Origin of the sequence: Aeoliella fuhlenseeensis (assembly GCF_052161615.1) — a bacterium.
Taxonomy (GTDB): Bacteria; Planctomycetota; Planctomycetia; order Pirellulales; family Lacipirellulaceae; genus Aeoliella.
This window is the reverse complement of sequence record NZ_CP197417.1, coordinates 4,845,460-4,860,094: the sequence shown is the minus strand read 5'-3', so window position 1 is coordinate 4,860,094 and position 14,635 is coordinate 4,845,460. Positions and strand designations below refer to the sequence as shown.

Sequence of the window (14,635 nt, the reverse complement as noted above, 5' to 3'; positions counted from 1 at the left end):
CTGGGTGGCTGGGGACGAGTTCCACGAGCCCCCAGATCAATAATCCCATGCCCTTCAAGGCCAATCGGGCTCGGAGAGCCCTCCCACAGCCAGTTGCTGGTTTCTCTAAGCAGCCTTGGCTCGATACGTCGCGCTTGGCTTGATGAAGCCGTCGTCGGTTACGTCGTCGAAACGTACCGACACTTGCTTCGAGATGCCCGACTCTTGCATAGTGACGCCATAAAGTGTGTTCGCTCCGGTCATCGTCTTCTTCGAGTGCGTGATCACCACGAATTGGGTCGACGACAGGAAGTCGGACAGCACGCCCGTGAACCGGCCGACGTTCGCTTCGTCGAGGGCGGCGTCGACTTCGTCCAGGACGCAGAACGGGCTCGGCTTGCTGCGGAACATGGCAAGCAGTAGCGCCACGCAGGTCATCGTCTTTTCGCCACCGGACAGCAGCGAAATGGTTCGCGTGTCCTTGCCCGGCGGGCAGGCGCGGATCTCGACACCGCACTCCATGGCGTCGTCGCTCTCCGATTCTTCGAGAATGATGTCGGCCTCGCCACCGCCGAACAACCGACGGAACAACTCCTGAAAGTGCCCGCGAACGATGTCCACGGTCGACAGGAACAACTGCCGGCTCTCGGTATTCAGCTTGTTCATCAACCGTTCAAGGTTCGCCTTGGCCTGCGACAAGTCGTTGTACTGAGCCGAGATCGCTTCGAAACGCGATTCGATCTCGTCGAGTTCCTCCAGCGCGTCGGTGTTCACCGCACCAATGCGACGTAGACCTTCGCGAAGCTCTTCGATCTCCTGCTCCGCTTGTTTGCGATCGATTGCCGGTCGGTCGCCCGGTGCCTCGGCGGCTACTTCGACCAGATCGATCTCGTAGTCTTCCTTCAGCCGGTCGACGAGCGACTGCCTTTGGTGTTCCAGTTTCGCGAGCGACAACTCCACCTGCGCGCGTCGGGCGAGCGTCTCGTCCACACCACGACGAGCCGCTTGCAGTCGCTGGGCCAGGGCGTCGCGTCGCTCGCGGGCCTGTTCGCGCTTGGCAAGCTCGGCTTCGCGAGTGGGGGTGATTGCTTCGAGTTGAGCCGTAAGTAGCACCAGTTGCTCGCTGGCTGCGATCCGTTGCTGCTCAATATCAGCACGGCGTTTTTCGAGCGCTTCGCGCTGGCGATCCAGCTCGGCCCGTAGATCCACCGCAGCACCAGCCGCCGGAATGGCCGCTTGCTCGAGCATCTCGATCTGGTGCTGGAGCTTCGCCGTGTCGATTTCGAGCCGCGACACCAGTTCCTTAGCTTCGAGCTGCGACGCGGTGGCGCTGGCGAACTGCTGACGGAGCTCGTCCAAGGAAGTGGCGAGCCCGACACGCTGCGTGGCGATGGTCGCCACCATCTCGCGGGTATTCGCTTCTTCGGTGGCGAGCTGCTCCCGCTCGCGGTCGAGCTTCTCCGCCTGGCCTTGCAAGTCGTCGAGACGCTGCCGGGCCGCTTCGACCGCGGTATTTGCGGCGGCCAGTTGCTCGCGGAGCTTCGACGCGGTTTCACGGGTATCGCGATCTTCGTTCATCGCGGCGTCAAGCTGTTCGCGCTGGCTGCGTGTTACCCGCTCGAGTTCGTGTTGCTCGCGCGCCAAGCGTTGGGCTAGTGGTTCGAGCTGGGCTACCTGCGTGCGGAGTTCTTCCAGGTTATGACGGCGCGTGAACGACGCCCGGGCTTCATCACGCCGGCCGGTGACCAACGTACCGTCGGCACCAAGCACGTCGCCATCGGCGGTGACGAAATGCAAGCCGTGGCCCGACGAGTGCGCCAAACGATTGGCCGTCGCGAGGGTGTCGACAATCCAGGTTCGCCCCAACAGACGCCGCACCAGCGGCTGGTGCTCGGGATCGCTGTCGACAAACTGGTCGGCACGTCCCCAAACGCCCGGTTCGCCGGTCAGGTCCACTTGGTCGATCGCCGACATGGGGGTCCGCCAGTCGAGCCGCATCAGTCGCGCGCCCGGCGGCAAGTCGCGGCCGTGATCCAGCAGACGCGTGGTCGAGGGGACGACCAAATGCTCGGCGAGTGAGCCGAGAGCCGCTTCGATGATCGGCGCGGTATCGACATCGACATGCAACACGTCGGCCACCGCCACCGGGCGAACGCCGAGCGTCTTGGTGAGAAACTCACGGACTCGCTCGCCAGAGGTCTGTTGCTGACGATCGAGCTCGCCGATTAGTTCGATGCGATGCTTGCCCGTGGCGAGTTCGGTCTCGGCACGCTGGCACTCGCGGCGAACCTCAGTGAGCCGTTTTTCGCCCGCCTCCAGCGATTGTCGCAAATCAACCAGCAGCGAGTCACGCTCGGCAACTACACGCTGCGCGACATCGTACTCGGATTGAAGCTTCACCGCGGATCGAGACGCTAGGCCCATCCGCTCGGCAATGGGCGACATCTCGGTGTCGACGCTCCGTCGCTGCAGGGCCACTTCTTGCTCTCGACGTGACGATGCCTCGAGCTTCTGCTGTGCCAATTGATGCCGATGGTCGAGAGCCGCAAGCCGCTTGGCGAGTTCGTCGACCTGGGCTCCCAGTCGCTCGGCCAGCGTCGCGTCCACCGACAACCGCTCCATCGCGTCGGCCAGATTGCGGCTCGTTGCGTCGTACTCGCTACGGGCGACTTCCAGTTTGGCGAGAATCGAATCGCCATCGGCCGACTCGCTGGGGGCCGGTTGGATGGCCGCCTTCCACTGTTCTTCGAGCGCGGTGATGCTCGCGGCGATGTCCTCTTCGCGGCCGGCGAGGCCGGCGATGGTCGCCTCGGTACTCACCGATTGCTCGCGAAGGGTGGCGATCTGCTTGTCGATCACTTCGCACCCTGCCTGGGCCTCAGCCACCGCGCGGTCGAGTTCTGGCAGCTCGCGCTCCGCGGCTTCCATCCACTCGCGGCGCTCGTCGTCCTCGCTGGTGAAGGTGGCCAGCTCCGCCGCCACGTTGTCGATCCGCTGCGCGAGGCGAAACCAATCGGCAACGCCAAGCTCGGTCCGCAGTTCTTTCAACCGCTTCACGCCCTCGCGATACCGCTGGGCTTTGCCTGCCTGCTGGCGGACGCTCTTCAACCGGCTTTCGACTTCGTCGACAATGTCAGAAAGGCGGAGCAGGTTCTGCTCGACGCGCGCGAGCCGTCGGGCGGCATCCTGCCGCTTCGCGCGAAAGCGACTAATGCCGGCTGCCTCTTCGAAGATCGCCCGGCGGTCTTTGGGAGACGCTTGAAGCAAGGCGTCGACTTTGCCTTGCTCGATGATGCTGTAGGCTTCGGTACCGATACCGGTGCCGGCCAGCAAATCGCGAATGTCCCTGAGTCGACACGCGGCACCATTGATCAGGTACTCGCCCTCGCCGCTCCGATAGACCCGGCGAGTGATGGCCACTTCGCGGCCACGGGCTTCGCCGCCGTACATTCCTTGGGCGTTGTCGAGCACCAGGGTCACTTCGGCCGCGTTGAGCGCGCCGCGGGAGCCCGAGCCGTTGAAGATGACATCGGTCATCTCCGAGCCGCGCAGCGACTTTGCGCTTTGCGAACCGAGCACCCACTTGATCGCGTCGACGACGTTCGACTTGCCCGAGCCGTTCGGCCCCACCACGACGGTGACTCCGTCGTGGAATTCGAACCTCGTCTTGTCCGCGAAGCTCTTAAAGCCGGCTAATTCGAGCGCTTTGAGCATCGTTGGGAAGTGCGAGGGACGAAGGGCGTGGTACTTTCCGTTGGGCTAGCGGGGTTTCTTTCCGAACAGGTCGGGAAGTGGCGTCGCGAGGTCGAACGATCGCTTCTCGGTGCCCGTGTCGACCGGTTCGCCTTCGCCGTCGCGTTTGTACTTGCGACCGGGCTGAGGCAATGCGTCCACTCGCAGTCGCGATTGGAGGGCACCCTGTTTCTGGGCTTCCTGCAAGGCTTGCACAACGTCGGGGTACGTGCCACCCAGGTCGACGATGGCACGAATCAGCTCGTGGACCTCAGGTTGAATCGTCCGCCGATCGGCTTCGTCGCCTGTGCGGAACTTGCTCACCGTCAGTTGGCCGCCTTGCATGCCGTTTACTAGGACACCGGTGCCGGCGTCGAGCATCATGGGCATTTTGAGTGGCGGTTGCTTGCCGAACAAAACAATCTCGGGACGATGGCTGTTGGTGACGTGAATCATCGGCGTGCCTTCGACGTCCAAGTGGTGCAGCGTGAACGCACCATTCATGTCCTCGCCGGCGATCAGCGGATCGTGCTGGTTCATCGCCCACAGCGAACGGAACGCACCATATCGCGTCTCGGCACTCTCCACCGACAACAGTCCGTGCAACGCTTCGAACGCGGTGACGTCGTCCATCGCGCTGAGCGCGGCCATCGCGTTGATGCGGAAGGCCGGTTCGTTGCGAGCCACGTCGGCAAGGATCTCCACGGCGGCGGTGCTATCGAGATAGGCCAGCGATTCGGCAGCGTAGAAACGCACTTCGGTGTCCGACGATTTGAGGGCCTGCATCAGCAGCTCCCTGGCTTGGTCGTCGCCGATGGCCTCGAGTTGCAGCGCTGCCGAACCGGCGGTCAGCGGATCGAGGATTTGGCTGCCGAGCGTCACCAAGCGTTCTTGCCGCTTGCGAGCCGTTTCGGTGACGGTAATGCTTTGCAAGACGCGGACATAGCGACCGACGTTGTCCTTGTAGCGATCGTGCACGGCGATTTCGACCAACTCGTCGGTCTTCGCCTTGGCGACGCCACGTTTGTGGCCGTCGATTCGCTTGTGGAACCGGTCGTTAATGCTCTTCTCGATCTGTGCCGATAGGTGCACCGACTTGTAGCGGTCGTCGATCACCAGACCCATTGGTCGGGATTTCACGGCCAGACCACCGCCAAGCACACGGCCGCGGGTGGCGTAGGGTTCGCCCGCTTCGCCGGTGGCGCTGGGGTCGACCAGTATCGCACCCTCGGCGACGCCGAGCACGTGACCCTGTCGGACTTGAGCACCGAGCACCGCAAGTTCGGTGAGGCGTGCCGACATCAGCCAACCGCCACGCAGGCTGGTGGTTTCGCTCTTGGTGGGGACGCGGACTTCGATGTCGAAGCGATCGCCTTCTTGAATACCAGGGCGCAAGAAGCCGCGGACCAGCACCAGCGCCGTGTTGGGCGAGGCCATGATTTGTTCGGCGTTTTCGATGCGGCGGCGATTCATCTCGCCCATCAGCGAGGCACGCTGCGGCGTCGGCGGGGGATCTTCGCCCGTGCCGGCAAGTCCGGTGACAAGCGAGATCGACTCGACCTTCACGTAGTCCATGCCAAACGGGTGCGTGAACTTCCCAATCAAGTCGGGCGTGTCGTCGGTCAGCTCTTCGAGCGTCTTTTTGTTATCAGCCTTGTCACGCCCCGGCATGCCGGGCAGCGAGATCAAGCTCATGCAGCCGACCGATGTGGAAAGGATCGCAATCGTCGCGCATTGCAGCACGGTGCGGCTGGTATTCAATCGTGATAAGCGGGCCCGTCGCGTCATGCTGGGGTGCTCCCTCGGGCGAGTTCTTCGCCCACGTTAGCGTGAATCGGTAGAGCAAGCTTCGTCGCGCTTCCTGCGCGCAAACCCTGCCCCGCATAATTTTTAGCGGGCCAAGAGTAACTGGCTCGCTAGTAGCAGTCAAGGCGATGTAGTCAGAACCTTGTAGACGCGCCCCGTGCTAGCAACGATCACGGTGGATCGTACCCGCCAGGATGCCACGGATGGCAGCGTCCGATTCGGCGCAAACCTCGCCAACTGCCGCGAATCGCCCCGTATTTCAGCACTGCCTGAATAAAGTACTCGCTGCAAGAAGGCTGAAAACGACACATCGGGCCGAGCAGCGGGCTGATGCACTTCTGATAAATCCGCACCAATCCGATGAGCGCGTACGCGGGCAGGCGTGCTAGCAGGCGAAGAAATTTCACCACGCTACCTCCGCCGGTAAGTGAGCCCGACTAGCGATTCGGCAAGCGACTCGAGCGTCGGTGTGTGAGCAGGGCGGGGGAGGCACACGATGTCCATCGCCGGCAGGTCCTGCTGATGCAGGCGAAACGCTTCGCGAAGCAGTCGCTTCCAGCGGTTCCGAACCACGGCGCCACCAACCTTCCGCGAAACGACGAGGCCCAAGCGTGGGTGCCCCAAGTCGTTCGGCAGCAGGTAGACCACTAGGCGTTTGTCGCCGCGACTCTTGCGCGCGGCGAACACGCGGTCGAAGTCGGCCGAAGCGAGCAGGCGGTGCGATTTGGGAAACGAATGCCGCACGATGAGTTGCCTACGCCTTGGTTTCGCCTTCGCCGGGTTGGTCGGCGAGGGTTTCGTTCTGGCGGCCCTTCGGCTCGCGGGGTGGTGGACCGAAGCTGGCTGCTTTGCCGCCGGTGAACCGCTCTTTCCGCTGACTCGGGCGGTGTCGCGCCCATCGCCCAGCGAGCATCGCTACCACCACTAGCAGAGTGCCCAATAGGACGAGCCCCACCAATGCCGCGATCACCGCGGCCCGGCGATCGGGATCCAATCGCTCGAGTACCGTGTCGTCGGCGTTCTCGGCAAGGAGCAAGAACGAAGAGAAAAGTTGATTTACCATCGCAGGTCAGCGCGGGGATTCCGCGTGTCGGTCTTCGCAATCGCGGCAAGCTCGCTTCGCTGTTCGTCGGTGAGATTCGTCGGCAGGACGATCTCGATTTCGGCGTACAGGTCGCCGGGCTCGCCGGACGCTGGTTTTACCCCTTGGCCGCGTAGGCGCAGTTTTTTGCCGCTCGAAGTGCCCGGCGGAATGGTGATCGACACCGTGCCGTGGGGGGTCGGGACATCGATCTTCGCCCCTTCGATTGCCTCGGCTAGTGTGACCGGCACTTCGACATCGAGCCGTTTGCCGGTGCGCGTGAAGTGTGGATGAGGCGCCACGCGGACGGTGATGAGAATGTCGCCCGCGGGCCCCCCCATCGGACTCTCTTCGCCTTGGCCGCGTAGTCGGATCTTCTTGCCGTCTTCGATACCCGCGGGAATCTTCACGGCGATCGTTTCGTTCTTGCCACTGCCGCGGCGGAGCGACACGGAGGCTTCGCCCCCTTTGATCGCCGTGTTGAAGGGCACCGTCAACTCGTACTCAAGGTCATGGCCGCGCTCGGGCGCGCTGCGAGGTGGTGCCTGCGTACCGCGGCCTTGGCCAAAGTGCTTGAACAAATCGGCGAATCCACCACCACCCATGCCGGCCGCACCCCCGGCCCCAAACAAGTCGTTGAGATCGAAGTCGGCGTACTCGCCCCCTGGTGCCGCACCGCCAGGCCAGCCTTGTGGCCGGGGTCCGCGTGCACCGCCTGGGCCACCGCCCATCGACTCGTATCCGGCGCCGTAGCGGTCGTACATCTGCCGTTTCTTCTCGTCGCCGAGTACTTCGAACGCCGCTTGGACCTCTTGGAACTTCTTCTTCGAGTTCTCGTCGTCGGGGTGCAGGTCGGGGTGGTACTTCCGCGCGAGCTGGCGGTAAGCCTTGCTGATCTCCTCTTGGGTCGCCTTCTTGTCGACTCCCAGAACTTGGTAAGGATCTTGTGCCATGCGATGCGGATCGAGACGAAAGGGTGGAATCGAGGCGCGTAACTCCTTGAGGGCTACGCCGCCCAGCGGGGGGCCTCACTATTCTAGCCGGTTTTCGGACGTTTTGTAGCGACTGTTTCCGCCGGCCTCGCGCCCCCGGGCGTGCTAGACTTTAGGCATGAAATACCTGTCTTGCCGATTACACGGCCTGATCACGGCCTTTGTCCTGATACTGGCCATCAGCGTGGGTTTCCCGACAGTCGCCACCGCTGCGCCCGATGGCGAGCTGCGGCTCGAAGTCGTGGATAGCGAAACCCGCCAGCCGGTGCCGGTGCGGGTCGAGCTGCTGAATTCCCGCGGGCGACCGGTGCGGCTCAAGAACGTCGGCACCGCGGCGCTCGGCGAGCACTTCTACCTGCCGGGCTCGGCAACGCTGGGACTTCGGCGGGGTGATTACACCTTCCACATGGACGCGGGTGCTGAGTACCGCACTCAGCGAGGCGACTTCAAAATCGACCGTTACGCCGACGATGCCAAGACGGTCGAGGTGCGTAGATTCGCGAACTTGGCGAACGAAGGCTGGTTCGCCGGCGACTTAGACATCCTGCGTCACGCCCGCGACCTCCCCATCGTCGCTGCCGCCGAAGGAGTTCACTACGCGCCGACTATCGCCTGGACGTTCAACGGCACCAAGTGGACCGAATCGCACGCCATGGTGGTGAAACCGGTGGACAGCGATGATCCTCACGCCGCGGGCCGCGAAGTGGGGCCGACGGCAGCGCTGGTGGAGCTGGCCGGTGGATCGCTGCTGCTGTTCGCGGATGAGCCCATGAAGAAGCCCCCGCTCGAACTGAAAGAGGGAGTTACGTCGCTCGCCGTGATTCGCGCGGCGAAGGAAGCGGGCCTTCACACTGTGGCCGCAAGTCCAACCGCGTGGGAGCTACCGCTGTGGGTCGCCAGTGGCGAACTCGATGGCATTTGCGTGCTCACCCGCCAGAGCGAATACGCGGCAGTGGTCGACCGCGATCCCAATGGCCGGCCACGCGACAAGAGCTTCTTCCCTGCGAAGCGCGACCTCGTCCGCTGGGGCGAGAGCGTTTACTTCCACGTGCTCAACTGCGGCATCGAACTCGCGCCGCTTGCCGGGAGTGGATCGGGCGCGAACGAAAGCCCGCTCGGCACCAATCGCACTTATGCGTACCTTTCCAATTCCTTCACCCCCGAAGCGTGGTGGCAAGCCGTGGACCACGGCGCGGTGGTCATCACCAATGGCCCGCTAGTGCGACCCAGCGTGAGTGGTGACCCGCCTGGTACAACGTTCGCCATCGAGCCAGGCGAAACAATCGACTTTCAAATCGCGCTGAACATGGCGAGCCGCGACACCGTGGAGTATCTCGAAATCTTGAAAAACGGATCGGTCGATCAGGAAATTCGGCTCTCGGACTGGGCGGCCAAAGGGGGCAAGCTTCCGCCTGTGCAGTTCGACGGCAGCGGTTGGTTCGCCATCCGCGCCGCTACAGGCAACACCGATCGCCGACAGTTCGCACTCACGGCACCCTACTACGTCGAATCGTCCGATGGCCCCCGCGTTAGTCGTGAGTCGGTCGACTTTTTCCTCACTTGGCTCGACGAACTCGCAGCTCGCAAGCCGACCCAACGGTCTTGTACTGACGACGAGATTGCCAGCACGCGGCGGTACTTCGAGGATCTAAGTAAGCGAGCGAACGCCGATTAGCACTCGCCGAGATTCAGCATTCTGCCTGCCAAGCGTTGGTTGGACAAATATCAGCAGTCGGAAGCTTACGCCAAGTGGCCTAACTCTTGGCATCGCTTGAGAGCCTATCCTCCGCCGGGTAGAATCGCGGACGCAAGAGCGGGCTCTCGGACGAGTTCGATGTGCTTTATGCGAGACGCGGCTGCGAAGCGATGGGACGAGCATGGCGACGGAATCGAAAGCACCGGTGCAAACGGACGCCAATACTTTCACCTTGCGCTCGGTGCTGGTTGGTCCGATTTCTGAGATGAGCCTGCTTCGGCAGTCCCTGTTGTTCGCCGAGTTGTCGTACATCTCCTACATGCCCCGCGGCGAGGCCGGCACGTTCGCCAACGAGATGGGCCTTCACGAAGTCCGCTTCTACGATCGCGACGGCGCCCAGGGTTACATCCTCGGCAACGAACACGACGCCGTGGTGGTGTGCCGTGGCACCGAGCCGCACGACTGGAACGACATTCGCGCCGATCTCGACGCCGTGTGGGCAGTGGGCGAAACGGTGGGGCGTGTGCACCGTGGGTTCAAATACGAAGTCGACGAACTGTGGCCCCGGCTCGAACAGGCGCTCCTCAACAACGAGCGCCCCGTGTGGTTCGCAGGTCATTCGCTTGGTGGCGCGATGGCGGCAATCTGTGCCGGCCGCTGCAAGCTGTCGCACATCGCCTCGAACCCCGAAGGCCTCTTCACGTACGGCGCGCCCCGCGTCGGCGATGGTCGCTACGTGAACCACGTGCGGATGAACTACTATCGCTGGGTGAACAACAACGACATCGTGCCGCGCGTCCCGCCGCGATGGATGGGCTATCGCCACTCGGGACGCGAGATCTACCTCGACAATCGCGGTAAGATTCGCAACCTGAAGGGCTGGTGGCGATTTCGCGATCAGGTGCGGGGGTTCTTCAAGGGCCTCAAGCGTTTCCGCGTCGATCACTTCGCCGATCACAATCTCGTCGGCTACATCGAGGCCATTTGGCGAGCGATTGAGCAAGACGAACCCGCCCGCGACCGCGAGAACCTGGCCGAAGTCCTCCAACAACGCCGCGCTAGCTCGGTGCCTTACCCCCACTACGTCGACCACGCCCAGGCGAAAGACCACGTCGCGAAGGCGCCGAAGCAAGGTTGAGGAAATGACCAATGGCGAATTAACAATGACCAAATGTAGGGAACTCTGTGGGAGGGCTCTCTGAGCCCGATGCCCTGAGGTGATCCGTCACTGACAACTTCCAACTACGAACTTCAAACTACTTCCAATCGACCACGGCCCTGACGGGCCCCGCTCGCCTTTACTGCCCACTGCCCATTCACACCTATGACCACTGCCTCAGCGAAGCCTTATCCCCGTGTTGCCAAACTTCGGACTGCGGAGGATTTTCAAGCTCATCTCGCGTCGCTCGGTGTGGAAATGCCGTTCGATGCCGTGCTCGAGTCGGGGCCCGATTCGCCTTTGGGGCAAACGTATGAAGTGGCGGGGCGGAAGATTGGCAATCGGTTCTGCATCCTGCCAATGGAGGGTTGGGATGGCGAGCCCAATGGCACGCCGTCGGACCTCACACGCCGGCGATGGAAGAACTTCGGGCTCAGCGGCGCGAAACTCATTTGGGGTGGCGAGGCGGTTGCCGTGTGCCACTCGGGGCGGGCGAATCCGAACCAAGTCTGGATGAACGACGAGAGCGCCCAGGGCATCGCCGACCTGCGGACTATCTTGGTCGACGAACACCGCGAGCACTTCGGCTCCACCGATGACCTGCTCGTCGGCTTGCAACTCACCCACTCCGGCCGGTTTTGCCGGCCCAATGGGAAGAAGCTCGAGCCGCAGGTGCTTTATCGTCACCCGGTGCTCGATAAGAAGTTCCACGTCGAAGACACGCTGCACGTGATGACCGACGACGAGATCGAAACCCTCATCGGCCAGTTTGTCAGCACTGGCATCGCCGCGGCGGACATGGGCTACGAGTTCGTCGACATCAAGCATTGTCACGGCTACTTGGGGCATGAGTTTCTGAGTGCGTTCGATCGCCCCGGACCGTTCGGCGGCAGCTTTGAGAATCGCACGCGATTCCTTCGCGAAGTCGTCTCGCGCCTGCGCGCCGCGCGGCCCAACTTGTTGTTCTCGGTCCGCTTGAGCGCGGTCGATTGGCCGCCATTCCGCCCCGGCGACGATGGCACGGGCGTGCCGCAGTTCGAGCCCGATGGCAAGTACGCCCACGCCTTTGGTGGCGATGGCACGGGGCTCGACGTCGACTACGCCGAACCAATTCAGTTCTTGAAGCTCCTCGAAGAACTCGATATCCCGCTGGTGTGCATCTCGGTGGGAAGTCCCTACTACAATCCCCACTACCAACGCCCCGCGCTCTTCCCGCCGTCCGACGGCTACTCGCCCCCCGAGGACCCGCTGGTCGGCGTCGCCCGGCAGATCGCCATCACCGCAAAACTCAAGGCGGCCTGTCCTAGGCTTGCCGTCGTAGGGTCAGGCTACACGTACTTGCAGCAATGGCTACCGAACGTCGGCCAAGCCGCGGTGCGGCAAGGCAAGACCGACTTCGTCGGCCTGGGCCGCATGGTGCTGAGCTACCCCGACATGCCGGCCGACGTGATCGCCGGCCGAGAACTGGCCAACAAAAAAATCTGCCGCACCTTCAGCGACTGCACCACCGCGCCCCGCAATGGATTGGTGAGCGGTTGCTACCCGCTCGATCCGTTCTACAAAGCGATGCCGGAGTACCAGCAGCTCGTAGAGATCAAGGGAGAGATGAAAGGAAAATGACGAAATCCGAATGACGAATAGAATTGTGTCATTCTGAGGGAGCCCTAGCGACCGAAGAATCTCGCCCCTTCACTCAACGCAGGTACTTCTTGTCTCACGCAAAGGCGCAAAGACGCTAAGGACTTTTGGGAACACTAATCTGCACTAATACCCACTAATCGTTATTAGCGAAGATTAGCGTCGATTAGTGTTCTTCAAGATTTCGTCATTCGAGCTTCGTCATCCACTAGCCCGGCGGCCACTTCAGACTTCGCCCGCCGAGCACATGAAAGTGCAGGTGGTCGACCGATTGCCCGCCGTCGCGGCCGCAATTGACCACCACGCGGTAACCATCGCCAAGACCTAGCTCACGGCCCAAGTTGCGGATGACCATCCAGATGTGCCCCATGAGCGCCTCGTCTTCGTCGGCTAGATCGTCGAGCGATTCGATCTCCTTCTTCGGAATCACCAGCACATGCGTCGGCGCCTGCGGCGCGACGTCGTGAAACGCCAGGCATTGATCGTCCTCGTAGACGATCTTGGCGGGAGTCTCTTTGTTGATGATCTTTTTGAAGATGGTACCGGCCATGGTTGGCGTCTCACGTCGGGGAAAGAATGGATTAGTACGGGCTCTTGGTGAGGCAAGGAAAGTATTTAGCCACGGATGCGCACGGATCAAACACCGATGAGAAGGAATAAGGGAACACTAATATCCACTAATCTTCGCTAATGAAGAATCTATCAAGTCGGTATTTAATAGATTAGCGAGGATTAGCGCAGATTAGTGTTCCCTCTCTTTTCATCCGTGTTTCATCCGTGTTGATCCGTGGCTAAGAAGCCTCCGCCAGTTGCCCGAGGTCGATCGCTTCGCCCGTAGTCAGCAACGGTATTCCGCGCAGCACAGGGTAAGCGAGTCGCGCCGCTTTGCACACTAGCATCGCGCTGGGCTGCTCGGTCACTAAGTCGCCCGAGCGGTTCACCAAGCTCGACTCGGCGATCTCGCGATGCACGGCGCTCAGCTGTTCGGTGGGCATCCATTCGAGCACCCCACCGGTGGTGGGGCAACGGAGGTGACTGAGTGCGAGGTGAGGAATCATTGCTATCGATGCAGGCAAGTGTGGCGTAAGCTTCCAGCTTGCGGGCCTTGTTGAAAACCGAGCGGCATATCTCTTGGATGTCCCTAGGCTGATCGATCCGGAAAAAAACCGCAAGCCTCGGCAAGCGGGCTAAAGTCCAGCCGAGCAACGAGTTGCTCCAATCTATCCGGGAATCGGTGCATCACCGACCAACTTGGCGGTCATGCGACCGAGTTGGTCGAACCGATACCGAAACGGTGCGGATCGCTCGCGCGCCCCAGCAAAGGGGTAGGCGCGTCGTGCGGACATGCTACCCCTAATCCCACAAACTCGATGTCCAGGGAGGGAAATCGGGCCATGAGCTACCGGAACAGAACAGTCGCTCTCGCTTCGCTTTGTCTCGCCTCGGTCACCTGCGCTGCTAGCGGTCAATCGACTTCGCAAATCGTCCAGGGAGCCGACGGCGTCACCTATCAAGAAACACGAACCGTCACCCAGCGGATGCTGCCGACCACCGAGTACCAGACTCGGCAGGAGCAAGTTTACACGCCACAGGTTTCCACGACCTATCAAAGCTACCAGCAAACTCACCTCACCCCGGTCACCGAGTATCGCTGGGTGTCGCGGCGGCGAGGACTTCTCAATCCCTTCAGCGAACCGTACTGGCAACACCAGCTCGAACCGTTCACGCGGTGGGAAAGCCGTCCAGCCACGGTGCAGGTTCCGGTGACCAGCACCCAATGGGTCGCTGGCACGCGAACCGTGCAAACACCGGTGACGACTTACAAAGCCGTAAACGAAGAAGTGGTCAGCCGCGTTGCTATTTCCGTCGCACCAAGCACCGCTCCTGCGTCGCAACCAGCCACGGCCATCGCAAGCCGTCCGCAACTCACGCCCATTGGTGGCCAGCAGATGCAAAGCGATCCACCTCGCACGGCAAGTCAGTGGAGTTCGGGTAGCGATACGACGAATCGGTATCGCTAACCCAAGCTCTGGCCTAAAGCTTACAGCCAAGAGCCCACAGCCCCTTACTCCGTAACAGCCCGGCGACGGCGGCGACTTTTCGGTCCGATCGTGGAGCTCCACTCTTTGGTGAGCGTCTCGAACACTTCGGGCGATTCGTACCGCACGATGCCCTTGGTCTCGGGCATGGGGCCGATCAACCCGCGGAACACCGGCATGCCACGCAGTGCGAGGTCGGTGCTGCAATCGTCGATGCCGATCTGCGTGTGCATCTTCAGCACGGTGTCGGTGTGCGTGTAATCCTTGGATCGGATCTCGCCGTTACTGCCGCGGGTGACGATGCGAATGGTCGGTTCCATGCTGGCGATACTCGGACGTGTTTCGGGAGGGAGAGGGAGGATAGACCCAGTATCGACCCACGGACGCTAGCAAGCTGAGGACGAGCGAACCTGCCTACCGCCACGCGAGTCATTCGGTCATCCGGCAGATTCCTCGCGCCGCGTGCGAGCCGCACATTCGGGCGCGAGTGGCGGGGCATCGTGCCGAAAGTGC

At 62.0% G+C, this 14,635-nt stretch carries 13 protein-coding genes; 4 read left to right on the top strand and 9 right to left on the bottom strand.

The genetic code is table 11. From position 1 onward, the window contains the following. Nucleotides 1–105 precede the first annotated feature (105 nt). The 6 genes from smc to SH292x_RS18995 all read right to left on the bottom strand — a co-directional run bounded on the left by smc (nt 106) and on the right by SH292x_RS18995 (nt 7,551). Nucleotides 106–3,693 (bottom strand): chromosome segregation protein SMC, encoded by a 3,588-nt coding sequence (smc, locus tag SH292x_RS19020; RefSeq protein WP_442482603.1) that lies wholly within the window; start codon nt 3,691–3,693, stop codon nt 106–108. A gap of 45 nt (nt 3,694–3,738) precedes the next feature. Next, nucleotides 3,739–5,499: a flagellar basal body P-ring protein FlgI gene (locus tag SH292x_RS19015; protein ID WP_442482602.1), complete on the bottom strand. Its 1,761-nt coding sequence runs from the start codon at nt 5,497–5,499 to the stop codon at nt 3,739–3,741. A gap of 188 nt (nt 5,500–5,687) precedes the next feature. Further along, a complete protein-coding gene (gene yidD / locus SH292x_RS19010) occupies nt 5,688–5,924 on the bottom strand; it encodes a membrane protein insertion efficiency factor YidD (protein ID WP_442482601.1) in 237 nt (78 codons plus the stop codon). Between the two features lie 4 nt (nt 5,925–5,928). Beyond that, a complete protein-coding gene (rnpA, locus tag SH292x_RS19005; protein ID WP_442482600.1) occupies nt 5,929–6,261 on the bottom strand; it encodes a ribonuclease P protein component in 333 nt (110 codons plus the stop codon). 10 nt (nt 6,262–6,271) lie between these two features. Beyond that, nucleotides 6,272–6,580: a hypothetical protein gene (locus tag SH292x_RS19000; RefSeq protein WP_442482599.1), complete on the bottom strand. Its 309-nt coding sequence runs from the start codon at nt 6,578–6,580 to the stop codon at nt 6,272–6,274. Further along, nucleotides 6,574–7,551 carry a DnaJ C-terminal domain-containing protein gene (locus SH292x_RS18995; RefSeq protein ID WP_442482598.1) on the bottom strand — a complete coding sequence of 326 codons (978 nt, stop codon included), beginning with the start codon at nt 7,549–7,551 and terminating at the stop codon, nt 6,574–6,576. The genes SH292x_RS19000 and SH292x_RS18995 overlap by 7 nt, the downstream gene beginning before the upstream one ends. A 157-nt stretch (nt 7,552–7,708) precedes the next feature. Here SH292x_RS18995 and SH292x_RS18990 point away from each other — a divergent pair, with 157 nt between their 5' ends. From SH292x_RS18990 to SH292x_RS18980, 3 genes are all read left to right on the top strand, one after another. Next, a complete protein-coding gene (locus SH292x_RS18990; protein WP_442482597.1) occupies nt 7,709–9,265 on the top strand; it encodes a hypothetical protein in 1,557 nt (518 codons plus the stop codon). Nucleotides 9,266–9,467: 202 nt separating this feature from the next. Further along, a complete protein-coding gene (locus SH292x_RS18985) occupies nt 9,468–10,424 on the top strand; it encodes a lipase family protein (RefSeq protein ID WP_442482596.1) in 957 nt (318 codons plus the stop codon). Between the two features lie 186 nt (nt 10,425–10,610). Next, nucleotides 10,611–12,065: an oxidoreductase gene (locus SH292x_RS18980; RefSeq protein ID WP_442482595.1), complete on the top strand. Its 1,455-nt coding sequence runs from the start codon at nt 10,611–10,613 to the stop codon at nt 12,063–12,065. A 226-nt stretch (nt 12,066–12,291) separates the two neighbouring features. On the opposite strand, the gene SH292x_RS18975 is transcribed toward SH292x_RS18980, so the two are convergent. Then, nucleotides 12,292–12,633 (bottom strand): histidine triad nucleotide-binding protein, encoded by a 342-nt coding sequence (locus SH292x_RS18975; protein WP_442482594.1) that lies wholly within the window; start codon nt 12,631–12,633, stop codon nt 12,292–12,294. A 241-nt stretch (nt 12,634–12,874) separates the two neighbouring features. Next, nucleotides 12,875–13,141 (bottom strand): Trm112 family protein, encoded by a 267-nt coding sequence (locus tag SH292x_RS18970; RefSeq protein WP_442482593.1) that lies wholly within the window; start codon nt 13,139–13,141, stop codon nt 12,875–12,877. Between the two features lie 336 nt (nt 13,142–13,477). Here SH292x_RS18970 and SH292x_RS18965 point away from each other — a divergent pair, with 336 nt between their 5' ends. Further along, on the top strand, nt 13,478–14,104 hold the full coding sequence (locus SH292x_RS18965) for a hypothetical protein (protein WP_442482592.1): 627 nt from the start codon (nt 13,478–13,480) through the stop codon (nt 14,102–14,104). A gap of 44 nt (nt 14,105–14,148) precedes the next feature. On the opposite strand, the gene SH292x_RS18960 is transcribed toward SH292x_RS18965, so the two are convergent. Further along, complete coding sequence (locus SH292x_RS18960) at nt 14,149–14,442, bottom strand: hypothetical protein (protein WP_442482591.1); 294 nt, start codon at nt 14,440–14,442, stop codon at nt 14,149–14,151. Between the last annotated feature and the right edge of the window lie 193 nt (nt 14,443–14,635).

Coding starts and splice junctions, on each gene's coding strand:
- smc (WP_442482603.1), bottom strand. CDS start 3,693: ATGCTCAAAGCGCTCGAATTAGCCGGCTTTAAGAGCTTCGCGGACAAG.
- SH292x_RS19015 (WP_442482602.1), bottom strand. CDS start 5,499: ATGACGCGACGGGCCCGCTTATCACGATTGAATACCAGCCGCACCGTG.
- SH292x_RS19000 (WP_442482599.1), bottom strand. CDS start 6,580: ATGGTAAATCAACTTTTCTCTTCGTTCTTGCTCCTTGCCGAGAACGCC.
- SH292x_RS18995 (WP_442482598.1), bottom strand. CDS start 7,551: ATGGCACAAGATCCTTACCAAGTTCTGGGAGTCGACAAGAAGGCGACC.
- SH292x_RS18990 (WP_442482597.1), top strand. CDS start 7,709: ATGAAATACCTGTCTTGCCGATTACACGGCCTGATCACGGCCTTTGTC.
- SH292x_RS18985 (WP_442482596.1), top strand. CDS start 9,468: ATGGCGACGGAATCGAAAGCACCGGTGCAAACGGACGCCAATACTTTC.
- SH292x_RS18980 (WP_442482595.1), top strand. CDS start 10,611: ATGACCACTGCCTCAGCGAAGCCTTATCCCCGTGTTGCCAAACTTCGG.
- SH292x_RS18975 (WP_442482594.1), bottom strand. CDS start 12,633: ATGGCCGGTACCATCTTCAAAAAGATCATCAACAAAGAGACTCCCGCC.
- SH292x_RS18970 (WP_442482593.1), bottom strand. CDS start 13,141: ATGATTCCTCACCTCGCACTCAGTCACCTCCGTTGCCCCACCACCGGT.
- SH292x_RS18965 (WP_442482592.1), top strand. CDS start 13,478: ATGAGCTACCGGAACAGAACAGTCGCTCTCGCTTCGCTTTGTCTCGCC.
- SH292x_RS18960 (WP_442482591.1), bottom strand. CDS start 14,442: ATGGAACCGACCATTCGCATCGTCACCCGCGGCAGTAACGGCGAGATC.